Consider the following 14526-nt stretch of genomic DNA (forward strand, 5'->3'; position numbering starts at 1 on the left):
TGGGCAGAGCACAGGAGCGGGGGGCTCCGGTTCCGCAGGGGATCTCTCTCGCTCCAGTCCATCGGGGGGTGGGCTCTGCGCACCGTGCCGCCTCCCGTCCCGACGGCCGGAGGAATCCTTGACCACCACCCGCAGCACCACCGTTTCTCTCGCGCTCGCGGCCGCCCTCGCCCTGGTCCCGCTGGGCTCCGCCGCGGCGGAGTCCGCGGCCGCCCCGCCCGCGGCCCAGGTCCCCCAGCCGGTTCCCCAGGCCGCCGGGGCCGCTCCCGGCGCGGCATCCGGGGCGGGGCCGGTGGGGGCCACGGACCGTGTCGTCGTGAAGTTCCGGGACGGCGCCGTCCCCGAGGACTCCCGCGACGTCGTCTACGCGCAGGCCGCCGGCCGCTCCGGGGACGCCGGGCTCGAGGAGACCGCGGCCACCGCGGACGGCGCCCAGGTGGTGCGCACCGGCGAGATGCTGGCCGGCGCCGAGCTCGAGGCGCTGACCACCGCCCTGGAGCAGGACCCCGCCGTGGAGTACGCGGAGCCGGACCTCCTGGCGACCACCGCCGCGGTGCCGAACGACCCGTCCTACGCGACGCTGCAGTGGAGCCTGTGGGACGACCCGGCCGGGCTGGGCATGCCTCTCGCCTGGGACCGGGCCACCGGTGCCGGGCAGACCATCGCCGTCGTGGACACCGGCATCACCTCCCACCCGGACCTGGACGCCAACGTCCTGCCCGGCTACGACTTCGTCTCCACGGCCCAGAACGGCCGGGACGGCGACGGGTGGGACGCGGACGCGACCGACATGGGCGACCACCCAGACGCCGTGCTGTGCCCCAACAGCCCCATGCCCCCGACCTCCACCTGGCACGGCACCCACACGGCCGGCGTCGCCGCGGCCGACGCGAACAACGGACTGGGCATCTCGGGCGTGGCCCCGGACGCGAAGATCCTCCCGGTGCGCGCCGTGGGCGCCTGCAGCCAGGGGTACATCACCGACGTCGCCGCGGGCATCCTGTGGGCCAGTGGCGCCCCGGTGGCGGGTGCCGCCGCCAACCCGAACCCCGCGACGGTCATCAACCTCAGCCTCGGCGTCCCGGGGGAGTGCCCGGCGGTGCTGCAGTCCGCGATCAGCGAGGCCTTGGGCCGCGGGATCCCCGTGGTCGCGGCTGCGGGCAACCAGAGCATGGACGCCGCGCAGTCCGCCCCAGCCAACTGTGCGGGCGTGATCTCGGTCGCCGCGACGGACGTCGCCGGCGCCCTGGCTCCGTACTCCAACTTCGGCTCGGTCACGCTCGCGGCCCCGGGCGGCGATCCCTACGCGCAGATCCTCTCGACCGGCAACGCCGGGGCCCAGGGCCTCGGGGCGCCCACGTACACCGAGCGCAACGGCACGTCCATGGCGGCGCCGGCGGTCTCCGGCGCCGTGGCGCTGCTCCGCGAGCTCTCGCCGGGACTGGGCGTGGCGGGCCTGCGGGACGCGCTGACCTCCACGGCCCGGCAGGCTCCCGGCGGGTGCGCGCCCGGGTGCGGCGCCGGGATCATGGACCCGGTCTCCGCGCTGGTCGCGGTGCAGGGCGGCGAGCCCTTCACCACCCGGGGCGGCATCGGTGCGCTGCACCGGAAGATCGGCACGACCACCGGCGAGGCCCGCTCCCGGGAGCTGTGCGCCCTGGGCGGCACGCCGTGCTTCCAGGAGTTCGCCAACGGGTGGATCATCTGGAACACCGGTCTCGGCGCCCGCTGGCACCAGGTTCTGCCGCTCCGCTGGTGGGAGACCACCTCCGCCCGCTGATCCCCCGGCCCGCCCGGCGGCGCCGTCCACCTCCCCGGTGGGCGGCGCCGTCGTCGTCCACGGGGAGGACTCCCGCGCCGCCCCTGCCGGTCCAATGAAAAGCATGGATCTTCCCATTCGGTAACAAAAGCAACCGCTCCGTACGCTGAGCGCAGCGACGCCGGCTCCCCGCCTCCCGTGGTCGCTGCGCCGCAGGCCCCCGCTGCGCGCTGCACCCCCCACCGGCTGGAGCATCCATGACGTCCTTCCACGGCCGCGCCCTGGCGGCCGCCCTGGTCCTGATCCTCGCCGGTGCCGCCGCCCCCGCCGCCGCCCGGCCCCCGGCGGAGGCCGCCGTCCCGGTCCGGGTCGCGCACGCCCCCGGGACGGACGCGCCCGGGACGGACGGGCCGCGGGGCGCCGGTGCGACCGACCGGGTGGTCGTGAAGTTCAAGGACGGTGCGCAGCCCGCCCCGCGGACCCGGGAGCGCGTCTACGCGGAGGCCGCGGAGCAGGTGGTGCCACGGGGCGCGGCGGCGGCGGGCGAGCCCGGGGAGGCGGCGCCCCGGCTGGACGAGGTCAGCGAGACCGTGGACTCGGCCAAGGTCGTGGCGGCGGACGGCCTGCTCGACGCGCAGGAGCTCGAGATCCTGACGGCCGCTCTCGAGGAGGACCCGGCGGTCGAATACGCCGAGCCGGACCACCTCGCGAGCATCGCGGCGACGCCCGACGACCCCTACTACGCGACGTCGCAGTGGAACCTCCAGCCCACGGCGGCGGGCCTCGACCTGCCCAGCGCGTGGGACCGGGCCACCGGTGCCGGACAGACCATCGCGGTCGTGGACACCGGCATCACGTCCCACCCCGACCTGGACGCCAACGTCCTGCCGGGCCACGACTTCGTCTCCCTGCACGCCGGCGGCGTGCAGCCGGGCCACTCCCGCGACGGCGACGGGTGGGACCCGGACCCCCAGGACGAGGGGGACTACGCAGGCCTGGACGAGTGCTGGTCCGGATCCGCGGCCAGGAGCTCCTCCTGGCACGGCACGCACACGGCCGGCACCGCGGCGGCGCGGGGCGACAACGCGACCGGCGTGGCCGGTGTCGCCTACGACGCGAAGCTCCTGCCGGTGCGCGCGCTCGGGGCCTGCGGGGACGGGTACGTGTCCGACATCGCCGTGGCGATCGCCTGGGCCGCCGGCGACGACGTCGACGCCGTCCCGGCGAACCCCCACCCCGCGACCGTGGTGAACCTCAGCCTCGGCTTCCGGTCCAGCACGTGCCCGGCCGTCCTGCAGGACGGGATCGACCGGGCCCTCGCCCGCGGGACGAGCGTGGTCGTGGCGGCCGGCAACAACGACCGCGACGCAGGGACGGAGTCCCCGGCCAACTGCCGGGGCGTGATCACCGTGGCCTCCACCACCGTCCACGGCACCCGCGCCGCGTACTCGAACTGGGGCAAGGTCACGCTGGCCGCCCCGGGCGGGGACCCGGCACGGCAGATCCTGTCCACCGCCAACACCGGGAGCGCCCGGCCCGGCAGCGGCTCCTACTCCTACAAGTACGGCACCTCGATGGCCAGTCCCACGGTCGCCGGGGTCGTGGCCCTGGTCCGCGAGACCGATCCGTCCCTCTCACCGGCCCAGGTCAAGGACGTCCTGGTCGCCACGGCCCGGCCCCTGCCCGGGCACTGCTCGGGCGGCTGCGGCGCCGGCCTCGTGAACCCCAGGGCCGCCGTCGCCCGGGCCACGCTCCAGGAGGGCTACACCGTGCAGGGCGCCATCGGCCAGCTGCACGCCCGGATCGGCTCGTCCACCGGGGCGCCGCGCTCGCACGAACGGTGCGGCCTCGCCCAGGACGGCTGCTACCAGGAGTTCGAGCGCGGAGCCATCTACTGGAGCGCGGACTCGGGTGCCCGGTGGGTGCACGGCGGCGTGCGGAGCGCCTGGAACCGGGCCGGTGGCGTCAACGGCTTCCTCGGCTACCCGCGGACCGGGGAGCGGAGCAACGGCGCCGGCGGCGTCCACCAGCTCTTCCAGCAGGGCACGGTCGTCTGGAGCGCCGGGACCGGCGCGGCCGCCGTGCGCGGGGCCATCGGCGCGCGCTGGGCGGCCCTGGGCGGGGAGACGGGCCTGCTGGGGTACCCGCTGGGCGGCGAGCGCGGCGGCCTGGTCGGCGGCGGGGCGCACCAGGACTTCGAACGGGGGAGGATCCTGTGGTCACCGGCCACCGGCGCGCAGCCCGTGCACGGGGCGATCGGACGGGCCTACGCCGGTCTCCGGGGCGTGCAGGGCCGCCTGGGCTACCCCGTGACCCCGGAGTACCGCTCCGGGGACTCGGTCGTCCAGCGCTTCCAGGGCGGATCGATCGGCTACCGCCACGGTGGCATCACGGTCGCCTACCGCTGACCGGGGCCGGCCCGCGCCGTGGGACGGCCCGGCTCAGGCGTTCAGCTGGTGGATGCGGGCGCTCAGGACGGTGGCGAAGCCGCACCAGCCGACGTAGGGGAGCAGCGCGGCGCCGTGGAGCGGGCGCGTCTGCGCCGCCCGGCGCGCGAGATCGGCGGTGCTGGCGGTCAGCGCCGCGGCCGTCGCCGTGGCCAGGGCGGTGTCGTGCTTCGTGAAGAAGACCCAGCTCCACCCCGCGTTGAGGGCGAGGTTCAGCGCGAGCGCCCGGCGGTAGCCCCGCTCGTGCCGTGCCGCCTCGGAAGGGGTGCGCCCCGGCCGCCGGATCGTCCGCACCCGCGCGCCCCGGTGGTGCAGCCCCGGGGCGCTCTGCCGCTGCAGCTCGGTGAGCACGGCGGCAGAGGTGATCGCGAGGTCCGCGTAGAGCGCGGTCCACACCACCGGGAACACGGCGGCCGGAGGCTGCAGCTCCGGCTTGCGCAGGTGCCGGTACCAGGGGCTGTCCACCCCGGCGGAGGCCGCGGTGCCGGCCGCGGCGGCGGCCCCGGTCTGCACGGTGGTCTTGAGCAGGTTCGTCCAGAACATGGGTCAGTCCTTCGTCTCGGTGGTGTCCGGGTCGTCCGTGGAGCGGGGGTTCTCGAAGGTGCGGGGGTCCTCGATGGCACGTGGGTTGTCCATGGCGCGCGGGTCCTCGACGGTGTCCTGGTCCGCCGTGGTGCGCGGGTTCCCGGCGGTGTTCGCACCGCCGGCGGTGCGCGGGACTGCGGCGGCGTCCCCGGCCGCCCGGGGGCCGCCGGGCGGGACCGGTCCCTGCCGCGCCCAGGTGCCGAGGATCCCGGCGACCACGGCCCCGGCGTGGCCGGCGGCGAGATCCCCCATGGTGTCCAGGTAGCCCACGTTCACCTGGGGGTCCACGAGGTAGTAGCCGACGAACTCGAGGTACTCCCACACGAGGGCCAGCGCGGCGCCCAGGGAGCTCACCACGACCACGTGGGACACCGGCCCCGGGGGCGAGAGCCGGGACCAGCGCTCGAGGGCGCGGAGCACCAGCTCGGCCAGCACGGCGGTGGCCGCGAAGTGGATGACCAGGTCCCAGTACGCGTACTTCTCGTAGAGCAGGAACACGGAGCTCCAGGCCGCCAGCAGCAGCGTCAGGTCCGTGACGATCTCCAGGGCCGCGGGCAGCCGGGCCCGCCACGTGACGGTGATGCCCAGGCAGACGAGCATCATGACGGAGGCGCCCACGGCGTCGAAGAACAGGGCGGTGAGCAGCACGGAGAGGGGTCCCAGCCACCGCACCGCGAGGGCGAGCCGGCTCATGCCCCGCTCCTGCGCAGCCGGTGCTCCAGGCGCGCCCGCCACCGCTCCCACGGGCGCTCGTCGGCCCAGTTGAGCCGGATCGTCCGGAAGGCGCGCCCCAGCCGCCGGACAGCGGGGCGCCCGCCCCGCAGCGCCCGGGGGGACATGCCCACGGACAGGCCGGGCCGGAACAGGATCCGGTGCGCCGGATCCAGCCGGAAGCTCAGGTCGAAGTCGTCGTGCAGCTCCGGGTCGTGCCGGTGGACGCCGTCCCGGACCTCGAGCCACCAGGACCGGCGCATCGCCATGTTGGTGCCGAACAAGGGAGGGTGGGCCAGCGCGGCGGCCGTGGTGAGCACGTACAGGCCGATGTAGAGCGCGGACAGCAGCCGGTCCACGCCGGGCGGAAGACCGTGGAAGCGGCCCGGGCCGGCCACGGCGACCACGTCCGGGCGGGACGCGAGCGCGGCGAGCATCCCGGCGATCCACTCCGGGCCGGGGAGGCTGTCCGCGTCGCAGCGCACCACCACGTCGCCCCGGGCGGCGTCGTAGCCGGCGGCGGCGGCGGGCGGGATGCCCCGCACGGGCTCGAACACCACGCGGGCGCCGGCGGCGCGGGCGACCTCGGCGGTGCCGTCGCTCGAGGCGTTGTCCACCACCACGATCTCGTCCGGCGGCCGGGTCTGCGCCGCGAGCAGCCGCAGGCACCGCGCGAGGTGCGCGGCGTCGTTCCGGGCCGGAACGACCACGGACACCGCCGGGCCGCCGGGTGCCTGCGGCGGGCGGTCCGGTCCGGTCTGGTCTCTGCTGTCGGTCATGCGCCCCATTCTCCCGTGTCCGCGCCCTAGAATCGGCACATGCAGTCCGACGAGGGCACGATCAGCACGTCCGGCGCCACGGCGCCGGGCCGGACGCCGGGCGGCAGCCCGCACCAGGGGCGGCGGGGGTTCGACGTGCTCTTCCTGCTGCAACAGTTCAGCACCGAGGCCGAGCGCTACGCGGACCAGGTCCGCCGCCGCTTCGGTCTGGCGCACAAGGACGTCCACGCCCTCAACGAGGTCATGCAGGCCAACCGTGCCGGCCGCCCGATCCGTGCCGGGGACATCGCCCGCCGGCTCGTGCTGAGCGGCTCCGCGACCACGACGGTCATCAAGCGCCTGGTCGCCGCGGGCCACCTGGTGCGGGCGGTGGATCCCCGCGACCGGCGGGAGATCAGCCTGCAGGCCACCGAGCACGCCTACCGCTCCGGCCGCCGGATGTTCTCGGCCATGGGCGAGGAGGTCCTGACGGTGCTCGACGACTGCACCGACGAGGAGATCGAGGTCCTGCGGCGGCGCCTGCCCCAGCTCACCGACGCGGTGCGCCGCGCCGGCCGCCGGGCGGGGGAGGACCGGGCCGCGGACGGGGCGGCCGAGGAGGGTGCGGCCACGCCGGCCGAGCCCGGGGCGGCTCCGCGCACGGCGTGACACGGATGATTGATTCGATTTTCGAAGGACTGTGGTGGAATGGGGGAATGGTGACGGTCTTCTCGCGCGAATCGGCCTTCTCGAGCGCCCGACCGGGCACCGGGACACGGACCGGGAACGGGGGTGGCCGGGAACCTGACCCGGTTCCCGTCCTGGAGGAGTTCCTCGCCGAGGCCACCGGCCGGGCGGAGGCCGTGGACCCCGGGTTCGCCCGGCTGTGGGGCGAGGTCGCCCGGCTCAGCTCCGGGGGCAAGCGGATCCGACCCCACCTGGTCCGTCTCGTGGCCGGCGCCTATCCGGCGCCCGAACCGGAGCCCGTGGTCGAGGCCGTCGGCGCGGCGTTCGAGCTGCTGCACACCGCCCTCATCGTCCACGACGACGTCATCGACCAGGACGAGCAGCGCCGGCACCAGCCCACCATCAACGCCGCAGCGGCCCACCGCGCGTTCGCGTCGGGCTCGGGACCGGACCAGGCGCGCCAGTACGGCGCGAGCGTGGGCGTCATCGCCGGGGACCTCGCCCTGGCCGGCGCGTACCGGCTCGTGGCCCGCTCGGGGCTCTCCCCCCAGCGGCTGCCCCGCCTGCTCGACCTGCTCGACGCCGCCCTGTTCTCCTCGGCGGCGGGCGAGCTGCTCGACGTCGACCACACGCTGCCCGGGGCCCGTCCGGGCCGCGAGCAGGTCCTCGCGGCCACGTGCCTGAAGACCGCGGTCTACTCCTTCGAGACCCCCCTGCAGGCCGGGGGAGTGCTCGGCGGGGCCCCCGACGAGGACGTGGAGGTGCTCGGGCGCCTGGGGCGGACCGTGGGCACCGCCTACCAGCTCGTGGACGACCTGCTCGGCGTCTTCGGGGACCCGGAGGCCACCGGCAAGTCCGCGGTCAGCGACCTGCGCGAGGGCAAGCGGACCATGCTCGTCGCCGCGGCGCTGTGCACGCCCGCCGGCGAGGAGCTCGAGGCGATCCTGGGCCGCCACGAGATCAGCGGCGAGCAGGCCCTGCGGGCCCGCGACCTGCTCGAGGAGTGCGGGGCCCGGCGGGAGGTCGAGGACATGGTCGCCGAGTGCGCGGACGAGGCCCGGGCCCTGCTCGACGCCGCCGGGCTGCCCGCGTCCCTCGAGCAGGACCTGCGCCGCATCGTGGCCGGGGCCACGGAGCGCATCCGGTGACCGCCGCCCAGCACACCGGGTCACCGGCCGAGGCCGCCGCCCGCTACGACGACACCGCCCGGCAGGCCGCCGCGACCGTCATCCGCCGCTACTCCACGTCCTTCGGGCTCGCCTGCCGGCTGCTGGGCCCGGAGATCCGCCCGCACGTCTACGCCGTCTACGCCCTGGTGCGGATCGCCGACGAGATCGTCGACGGCGCCAGCGCCGGCGCCGGCGTCCCGCCCCGGGGGTCGAGGGAGCTGCTGGACGCCCTCGAGGAGGAGACGTACGCCGCGATCGAGCGCGGCTTCAGCAGCAACCTCGTGGTGCACGCCTTCGCCCGCACGGCCCGCCACGCGGGGATCGGCCCCGACCTCGTGCGCCCGTTCTTCGCGTCGATGCGCGCCGACCTCAGCGAGGACCGGCACAGCGCCGACTCCCTCGACGAGTACGTGTACGGCTCGGCCGAGGTCGTGGGGCTGATGTGTCTGCAGGTGTTCCTGGCCGGCCGTCCCGTGCCCGAGCAGCGCCGGGCGCAGCTCGTGGCGGGGGCCCGCCGGCTGGGGGCGGCGTTCCAGAAGGTCAACTTCCTGCGCGACCTGGCCGAGGACTACGGGGAGCTCGGCCGCGTCTACTTCCCCGGCGTGGAGCCCGGGGAGTTCTCCGAGACCGAGAAGACCCGCCTCCTCGACGACATCGACGCCGACCTGGCGGCCGCCCGCGCGGTCGTCGACGACCTCCCCGGGTCCTCCCGCGCCGCCGTCCTCGCCGCCCACGACCTGTTCCGGGAGCTGTCCGTGCGGATCCGCGCCACCCCTGCCCGGGAGCTGCTGAGCTCCCGCATCCGCGTGCCGAACCCCCGCAAGGCCAGGCTCGCCGCGGCCGCCGTGGTCAAAGCGCGCACCCGCCGTCGCGCCCCCGCGCCCCGGGGACGCCGCGCCGTGGTGGTGGGGGCGGGGATCGCCGGCCTCGCCGCCGCGGGCCTGCTCGCGAAGGACGGCTGGGATGTGACCGTCCTGGAGCGCGGGACGACGACGGGCGGGCGCGCCGGGCTGCTCGAGCGGGACGGCTTCCGCTTCGACACCGGGCCCTCCTGGTACCTCATGCCGGAGGTCTTCGACCACTTCTTCCGGCTCATGGGCTCCAGCGCCGCCGAGCAGCTCGAGCTCGTCCGCCTGGACCCCGCGTACCGGGTCTGGGGCGAGCGCTACGAGCAGCCGATCGACATCCGCTCGGACCTCGAGGACACGGTGGCGCTGTTCGAGTCGGTGGAGCCCGGGGCGGGCGGGCGGGTCCGTGCGTACCTGGCCTCGGCGAAGCGGACCTACGACCTCGCTGTCGACCACTTCCTGTACACCTCCTACGCCTCGTTCACGCCGCTGCTCACCCGGCCGGTGGTGCGGGGCCTGCCGGAGCTCGCCCGCCACCTCACCGGGTCCCTGCACGACTTCGCCGCCGGGACCGTGCAGGACACGCGGCTGCGTCAGGTGCTCGGCTACCCGGCCGTCTTCCTGGCCAGTGCGCCCCGGATGACGCCGTCGCTGTACCACCTCATGAGCCACATGGACCTCACCGACTCCGTGCAGTACCCGCAGGGCGGGTTCCGCCGGGTCATCGAGGCGGTCGAGCGGCTCGCCCACGCCCACGGGGCGCAGGTCCGCACGGGGGCGGACGTGGTGCGGATCAGCACCGCCTCGGCCGCGGACGGCCCGGTCCGGGCCACCGGCGTCGTGTGGCGGGACGCGGAGGGCACGGAGCACGAGCTCGCGGCGGACGTCGTCGTCTCGGCCGCGGACCTGCACCACACCGAGACCGCGCTGCTCCCGCGCGAGCTGCAGACCTACCCGCAGCGGTACTGGGACAGGCGCCAGACCGGACCCGGCGCGGTGCTCGTGATGCTCGGGGTCCGCGGGGCGCTGCCCGAGCTCCCGCACCACAGCCTCTTCTTCAGCGAGGACTGGGACACGAACTTCCGGGCGATCTTCGAGGAGCCCACGAGCGTTCCGGACCCCGCGTCCGTCTACGTCTGCAAGCCCTCGGCGACCGACCCCGGCGTGGCCCCGGCCGGGCACGAGAACCTCTTCGTGCTGATCCCGGTCCCCGCCGACCCCGCCCTGGGCGCGGGCGGACCGGACGGCACCGGCGCCGCGCAGGTCGAGGCCGCCGCGGACCGGGTGATCGACCAGATCGCGGAGTGGGCCGGCGTGCCGGACCTGCGGGAGCGCATCGTGGTGCGCCACACCGTGGGCCCCGAGGACTTCCGGCGGGACTTCAACTCCTGGCGGGGCAACGTGCTGGGCCCCGCCCACGTGCTCAAGCAGTCCGCGTTCTTCCGGGGCGCCAACCGCAGCCGGAAGGTCGCGGGCCTGCACTACTGCGGGGCCTCGACCGTCCCCGGCATCGGCCTTCCGATGTGTCTGATCAGCGCGGAGATCCTGCTCAAGGACCTGCGCGGGGACACCTCCACCGGACCGCTGGCAGAACCCCTGGTGCCGCGCGGATGAGCTTCGTGTACCTCGGGTTCCTGCTGCTCAGCCTGGCGGGGATGGTGCTCCTCGACGTGCGGGAGAGGCTTTTCTTCGCCCAGGACGCCCGCCGGGCGGCCCTCGTGCTGCTCGTGGGCCTGGTGTTCTTCCTCGCCTGGGACGTGGCCGGGATCAGCCTCGGGATCTTCCTGCACAGCCGGAGCGCGTGGGCGACCGGCTGGATGGTCGCCCCGCAGATCCCCGTCGAGGAGGTCGTGTTCCTCGTGTTCCTCTGCTACCTGACCATGAACCTGGTCCGGCTCACGGAGAAGGTGCTGGCGCGCCGGTCCGCCGCGGCCGACGCGGCCCGCGGAGAGGCGGAGGCCCCGTGACCTACGCCCTCGTCATCCCCGTCTTCCTCGCGCTCGCCCTGACCCCGGCCACCCTGCTGGTCCGCAGGCCCTCCCCGGCCCCTCCCCGGCGCCGGGCCCTGGCCGTGCTCGGGATCTCCTTCGTGGTGCTCGCGGTGCTGACGGTGGTGTTCGACAACCTCATGATCGCTGCCGGGTTCTTCGACTACGGGGCCGGGCACATCACGGAGCTGCGGATCGGTCTCGTGCCGGTCGAGGACTTCGCGTACCCGCTCGCCGCGCTGCTGCTGCTGCCCTCGCTGTGGTGGGGGCTGGCCGAGCGCGGTCGGCTCACCGCCACCGTGCGCACCCTCGTGGCCACCTCCCGGCCGGTGTCGTGGGTCAACACCGCCTACCCCTTCGCGGCGGCCTACGTCGTGACGACCGGGCGGGTGGACCTGCCCCTCGTGGTGGGGACGCTGTTCTTCCTCTTCCCGTACAACCTCCTGATGTACGGGATCAACGACGTCTTCGACCACGAGTCCGACCTCCTCAACCCCCGCAAGGGCGGTGTCGAGGGCGCGCTCGTGGACCCGTCCGAGCACCGGATGATCCTCGTGGGCTCGGTGCTGGTGGCCCTGCCCTTCCTGGCGTACCTGTTCCTGGCGGGCGGCGCCGCCGCGGCGTGGGTGTTGCTGGTCAGCCTCTTCGCGGTGGTGGCCTACAGCCTCAAGGGGCTGCGCTTCAAGGAGGTCCCGTTCCTGGACTCGGCGACCTCCGCCACCCACTTCGTGTCCCCGGCCGTCCACGGCCTCGTGCTCGCCGGGGCGGACTGGTCACCGGGCCTCGTGGCCCTGTGCGCCGGGTTCTTCCTGTGGTCGATGGCCTCGCAGGCGTTCGGGGCCGTCCAGGACGTCCAGGCGGACCGGGAGGGCGGTCTGCGCTCGATCGCCACGGTCCTGGGCGCCCGCCCCACGGTGCGGGCCGCCGCGGCGTTCTACCTCGCGGCCGGGGTGCTCCTGCTGCTCACCCCCTGGCCCGGTCCGGTGGCGTCCCTCCTGGTGCTGCCCTACCTCGCCAACCTGGTGCCGTTCCTGAACATCACGGACGCCGGCTGCGAACGGGCCAACCGGGGCTGGCGACGGTTCCTGTCGCTCAACTACGTCACCGGGTTCCTCGTGACGCTGCTGCTGATCCGGGCGTGGGAGCTCACCCGCTGACCGGCTCCCGCCGCCCCGGCCGGGGGCAGCGCCCGGAGGCCCCGCCCCGGTCGAGGCGCCGCAGCAGCTTGTCGGTCGAGACCATGGCCCCGCCGAGCACCGCCGGCAGTCCGCCGCCCGGGTGGACGGAGGCCCCCACCCGCCACAGCCACGGCCGCAGGGGGCTCGTGCGGGCCGGGGTGTGCAGCGGGCCGCTGCGCCAGGTCGGGCGCACCGCGCCGTACAGCGCGCCGCCCTCCGACCCGTGCTCGGCGAAGTACGCGGGATCCAGGATCTCCGTGCTCCGGAAGCGGTCGGTGAGCGGTCCGGGCAGACCGAGCACCCGCGCCGCGCGCTCGAGCTCCCGCACGACGAACGGGTCCTCGAGGGTGTACGACTTCCCGTTGGCCGGCGCGGTCAGCAGCAGGGCGAGCGTGGCCGCGCTGTTGGGGTAGACCCCGTGCGCCGGATAGTAGTTCGCGAAGGCCATGGTCTGCTCGGGCTCGGACCCGGCCTCCAGGTCGGCGTAGAGATCGGCCGGACGGTCGGGCAGGATGACGCCGTGCCGGGGCGTCCCCTCGGGCAGCTCGGGGTCGAGCACGGCGTAGATCCCGATCGCCGAGCAGCTGAGCCGGCGGGGGACCCGGGGAGCGCGTCCGGCGAGCAGTCCGTCCAGCTGGTGGGCGTCGAGCCCGCTCACCACGGCGTCGGCCGGATACGCGCCCCGGTCCGTGCGGACGAGGCGGCGTGCCACGGAGGTCACCGGTTCGCCGGTGCGGATCTCCACCCCGGAGCCCACCGCCAGTCGCTGCAGGGCCTCGACGAGCTCGTAGACACCGCCCCGGGGGATCCAGACCCCGTCGCGTGCCATGACGGCCGGCATGCTCGCGTACAGGGCCGGGGTGCGGGCCGGGCCGACGCCGGCGTTGAGGGTGTGGATGGCGATGACCTCGCGCAGGCCCTCGGGCATCCAGGTGAGGCTGTCGAGGTAGCTGCGGGTCGTGAGCCTCCGCCCGTACAGCCTCCCCAGCCGGGCCAGCGCGGGATGGGCCGCCCGGTCCAGCACGTCCGTGGTCAGCAGCCGGGTGATGTCCGGGCCGAGCCCCCCGTGCTCGGCCTCGAAGCGGGCCCACGCCGCGTGCCAGGGGTGCCCCGGCGGAACGGGCAGCTCGCACCGGGTGCCGCGGTAGTGGTACGTGCCGACCTCGGTGAGGCGTTCCAGCTCGAGCGCGGCGGTCTCCTCGGCCCCCGGGGCGGGCGCCCCCGGGGCGGGCGCCTGCGGCGGCGCGGTGGCGGCCGCCCGCAGGCGGTCCAGGCGGCGGAGGAGCTCCTCCCACACGCCCGGGAACGTGAACAGGGACGGCCCGGTGTCCATGCGCTGGCCCGCGGCCTCGATGCGGCGGCTCTTGCCGCCGAGCCGGTCGGCGGCCTCGAGCAGGGTGACCTCGTGACCGGCGTGACCGAGCAGGGCGGCCGACGTCAGCCCGCCGATCCCACCGCCGACGACGACGACGCGGCTCACGGGTACAGCCCCAGGTACAGCGCCACCGTCAGCTGCACGCCGGCCACGGCGCCGGCGACGTAGGGGAAGGCGATGGAGTGCCGGTACAGCCGGTGCCCGGTCTCCGGCCTCGGGTCCCGCAGGAGGGAGACCACGAGCCACCCGGCGATGAGGGCGTTGACCGCGGCCACCGGGATGCTGACCAGCGCGAAGCACAGCGTGGACACGGCCCACCAGCCACCGCTCCACAGGCCCGCCCCGCGCGGGCCCAGCCGGACGGCCGTCGTCGTGATGGCCACCGCGCGGTCCTCCTCGATGTCCTGGACGGCGTCGAACGCGTGCTTGGCGACGCTCCAGGCCATCAGGCCCAGCGCGGCGGGCCACACGGGGGTGGTTCCGAGCGCGTGGGCGAGGAAGACCAGGGGGAGCGCGTAGGCGGCGTTGCTCAGGGAGTCGAGATAGGGCCGGGCCTTGAAGCGCAGGGGCGGGGCCGAGTAGAACACGAAGACCAGGACGTACAGCGCGATCCAGGCCAGCGCGGCCGGGGGCAGGACGACGGCGAACCAGACGAGGAACGGCACGTTGGTGACGAGCACCGCGGTCCAGATCGTGCGCACCTCGGAGGACTCGATCAGCGCCCCCTCGAGCGAGCCCTTGCGCGGGTTGAGGGCGTCGGTGTCCTGGTCGAAGACGTCGTTGACGCCGTAGATCAGCAGGTTGAACGGGAGGGTGAGCCACAGCAGGAGCGGCAGCGCCTCCCACTGCCAGAGCGACCCGGCGAGCCACATGCCCACCACCCCGGGACCCAGGGTGTTGACCCAGAGCACCGGCCGGGCGATGTGGACGATCCGCTGCACCGCGGGGGCGGGTCCTGCCTGGGTCACGGCGTTGGCTCTCCTCGGACGACAGGTGACCGGGGAGCCCCCGGTGCACCCCA

General features: G+C 75.1%; 12 protein-coding genes. 7 read left to right on the forward strand and 5 right to left on the reverse strand.

Annotation, left to right across the window (positions count from 1 at the left end):
* Positions 1-118: 118 nt before the first annotated feature.
* Both Q0817_RS07640 and Q0817_RS07645 read left to right on the forward strand, forming a co-directional pair.
* Positions 119-1780 carry a S8 family serine peptidase gene (locus Q0817_RS07640; protein ID WP_298585562.1) on the forward strand — a complete coding sequence of 554 codons (1662 nt, stop codon included), beginning with the start codon at positions 119-121 and terminating at the stop codon, positions 1778-1780.
* A 236-nt stretch (positions 1781-2016) separates the two neighbouring features.
* Positions 2017-4167, forward strand: a complete 2151-nt coding sequence (locus Q0817_RS07645; protein WP_298585563.1) for a S8 family serine peptidase — start codon at positions 2017-2019, stop codon at positions 4165-4167.
* Positions 4168-4200: 33 nt separating this feature from the next.
* Here the strand turns inward: Q0817_RS07645 and Q0817_RS07650 are convergent, their stop codons facing one another.
* Genes Q0817_RS07650 through Q0817_RS07660 form a run of 3 tightly spaced genes read right to left on the reverse strand, consistent with a single transcriptional unit; the run spans position 4201 to position 6281 of the window.
* On the reverse strand, positions 4201-4749 hold the full coding sequence (locus Q0817_RS07650; protein WP_298585564.1) for a TspO/MBR family protein: 549 nt from the start codon (positions 4747-4749) through the stop codon (positions 4201-4203).
* A 3-nt stretch (positions 4750-4752) separates the two neighbouring features.
* On the reverse strand, positions 4753-5484 hold the full coding sequence (locus tag Q0817_RS07655; protein ID WP_298585565.1) for a hypothetical protein: 732 nt from the start codon (positions 5482-5484) through the stop codon (positions 4753-4755).
* The gene (locus tag Q0817_RS07660) at positions 5481-6281 is read right to left on the reverse strand and encodes a glycosyltransferase family A protein (RefSeq protein WP_298585566.1); all 801 of its coding nucleotides are present in this window, start codon (positions 6279-6281) and stop codon (positions 5481-5483) included. Before Q0817_RS07660 ends, Q0817_RS07655 begins: the two co-directional genes overlap by 4 nt.
* 39 nt (positions 6282-6320) lie before the next feature.
* On the opposite strand from Q0817_RS07660, the gene Q0817_RS07665 reads away from it, so the two are divergent.
* Genes Q0817_RS07665 through Q0817_RS07690 form a run of 5 tightly spaced genes read left to right on the forward strand, consistent with a single transcriptional unit; the run spans position 6321 to position 12109 of the window.
* On the forward strand, positions 6321-6929 hold the full coding sequence (locus Q0817_RS07665; protein WP_298585567.1) for a MarR family winged helix-turn-helix transcriptional regulator: 609 nt from the start codon (positions 6321-6323) through the stop codon (positions 6927-6929).
* A 47-nt stretch (positions 6930-6976) separates the two neighbouring features.
* The gene (locus Q0817_RS07670; RefSeq protein ID WP_298585568.1) at positions 6977-8095 is read left to right on the forward strand and encodes a polyprenyl synthetase family protein; all 1119 of its coding nucleotides are present in this window, start codon (positions 6977-6979) and stop codon (positions 8093-8095) included.
* On the forward strand, positions 8092-10578 hold the full coding sequence (crtI, locus tag Q0817_RS07680) for a phytoene desaturase family protein (protein WP_366139863.1): 2487 nt from the start codon (positions 8092-8094) through the stop codon (positions 10576-10578). The genes Q0817_RS07670 and crtI overlap by 4 nt, the downstream gene beginning before the upstream one ends.
* On the forward strand, positions 10575-10931 hold the full coding sequence (locus Q0817_RS07685; RefSeq protein WP_298585569.1) for a lycopene cyclase domain-containing protein: 357 nt from the start codon (positions 10575-10577) through the stop codon (positions 10929-10931). Before crtI ends, Q0817_RS07685 begins: the two co-directional genes overlap by 4 nt.
* Positions 10928-12109: a prenyltransferase gene (locus Q0817_RS07690; protein WP_298585570.1), complete on the forward strand. Its 1182-nt coding sequence runs from the start codon at positions 10928-10930 to the stop codon at positions 12107-12109. The genes Q0817_RS07685 and Q0817_RS07690 overlap by 4 nt, the downstream gene beginning before the upstream one ends.
* On the opposite strand, the gene Q0817_RS07695 is transcribed toward Q0817_RS07690, so the two are convergent.
* Together Q0817_RS07695 and Q0817_RS07700 are read right to left on the reverse strand one after the other, a co-directional pair.
* The gene (locus tag Q0817_RS07695; protein WP_298585571.1) at positions 12099-13610 is read right to left on the reverse strand and encodes an NAD(P)/FAD-dependent oxidoreductase; all 1512 of its coding nucleotides are present in this window, start codon (positions 13608-13610) and stop codon (positions 12099-12101) included. The two genes, Q0817_RS07690 and Q0817_RS07695, sit on opposite strands and share 11 nt — an antisense overlap.
* Positions 13607-14473 (reverse strand): UbiA family prenyltransferase, encoded by an 867-nt coding sequence (locus Q0817_RS07700; protein ID WP_298585572.1) that lies wholly within the window; start codon positions 14471-14473, stop codon positions 13607-13609. Before Q0817_RS07700 ends, Q0817_RS07695 begins: the two co-directional genes overlap by 4 nt.
* Positions 14474-14526: the final 53 nt, after the last annotated feature.

Origin of the sequence: uncultured Kocuria sp. (assembly GCF_947500125.1) — a bacterium.
GTDB lineage: Bacteria > Actinomycetota > Actinomycetes > Actinomycetales > Micrococcaceae > Kocuria.

Excerpts from the sequence above, each read along its gene's own strand:
- Q0817_RS07645 (WP_298585563.1), top strand. The coding sequence starts at position 2,017 with ATGACGTCCTTCCACGGCCGCGCCCTGGCGGCCGCCCTGGTCCTGATC.
- Q0817_RS07650 (WP_298585564.1), bottom strand. The coding sequence starts at position 4,749 with ATGTTCTGGACGAACCTGCTCAAGACCACCGTGCAGACCGGGGCCGCC.
- Q0817_RS07655 (WP_298585565.1), bottom strand. The coding sequence starts at position 5,484 with ATGAGCCGGCTCGCCCTCGCGGTGCGGTGGCTGGGACCCCTCTCCGTG.
- Q0817_RS07660 (WP_298585566.1), bottom strand. The coding sequence starts at position 6,281 with ATGACCGACAGCAGAGACCAGACCGGACCGGACCGCCCGCCGCAGGCA.
- Q0817_RS07665 (WP_298585567.1), top strand. The coding sequence starts at position 6,321 with ATGCAGTCCGACGAGGGCACGATCAGCACGTCCGGCGCCACGGCGCCG.
- Q0817_RS07670 (WP_298585568.1), top strand. The coding sequence starts at position 6,977 with ATGGTGACGGTCTTCTCGCGCGAATCGGCCTTCTCGAGCGCCCGACCG.
- Q0817_RS07685 (WP_298585569.1), top strand. The coding sequence starts at position 10,575 with ATGAGCTTCGTGTACCTCGGGTTCCTGCTGCTCAGCCTGGCGGGGATG.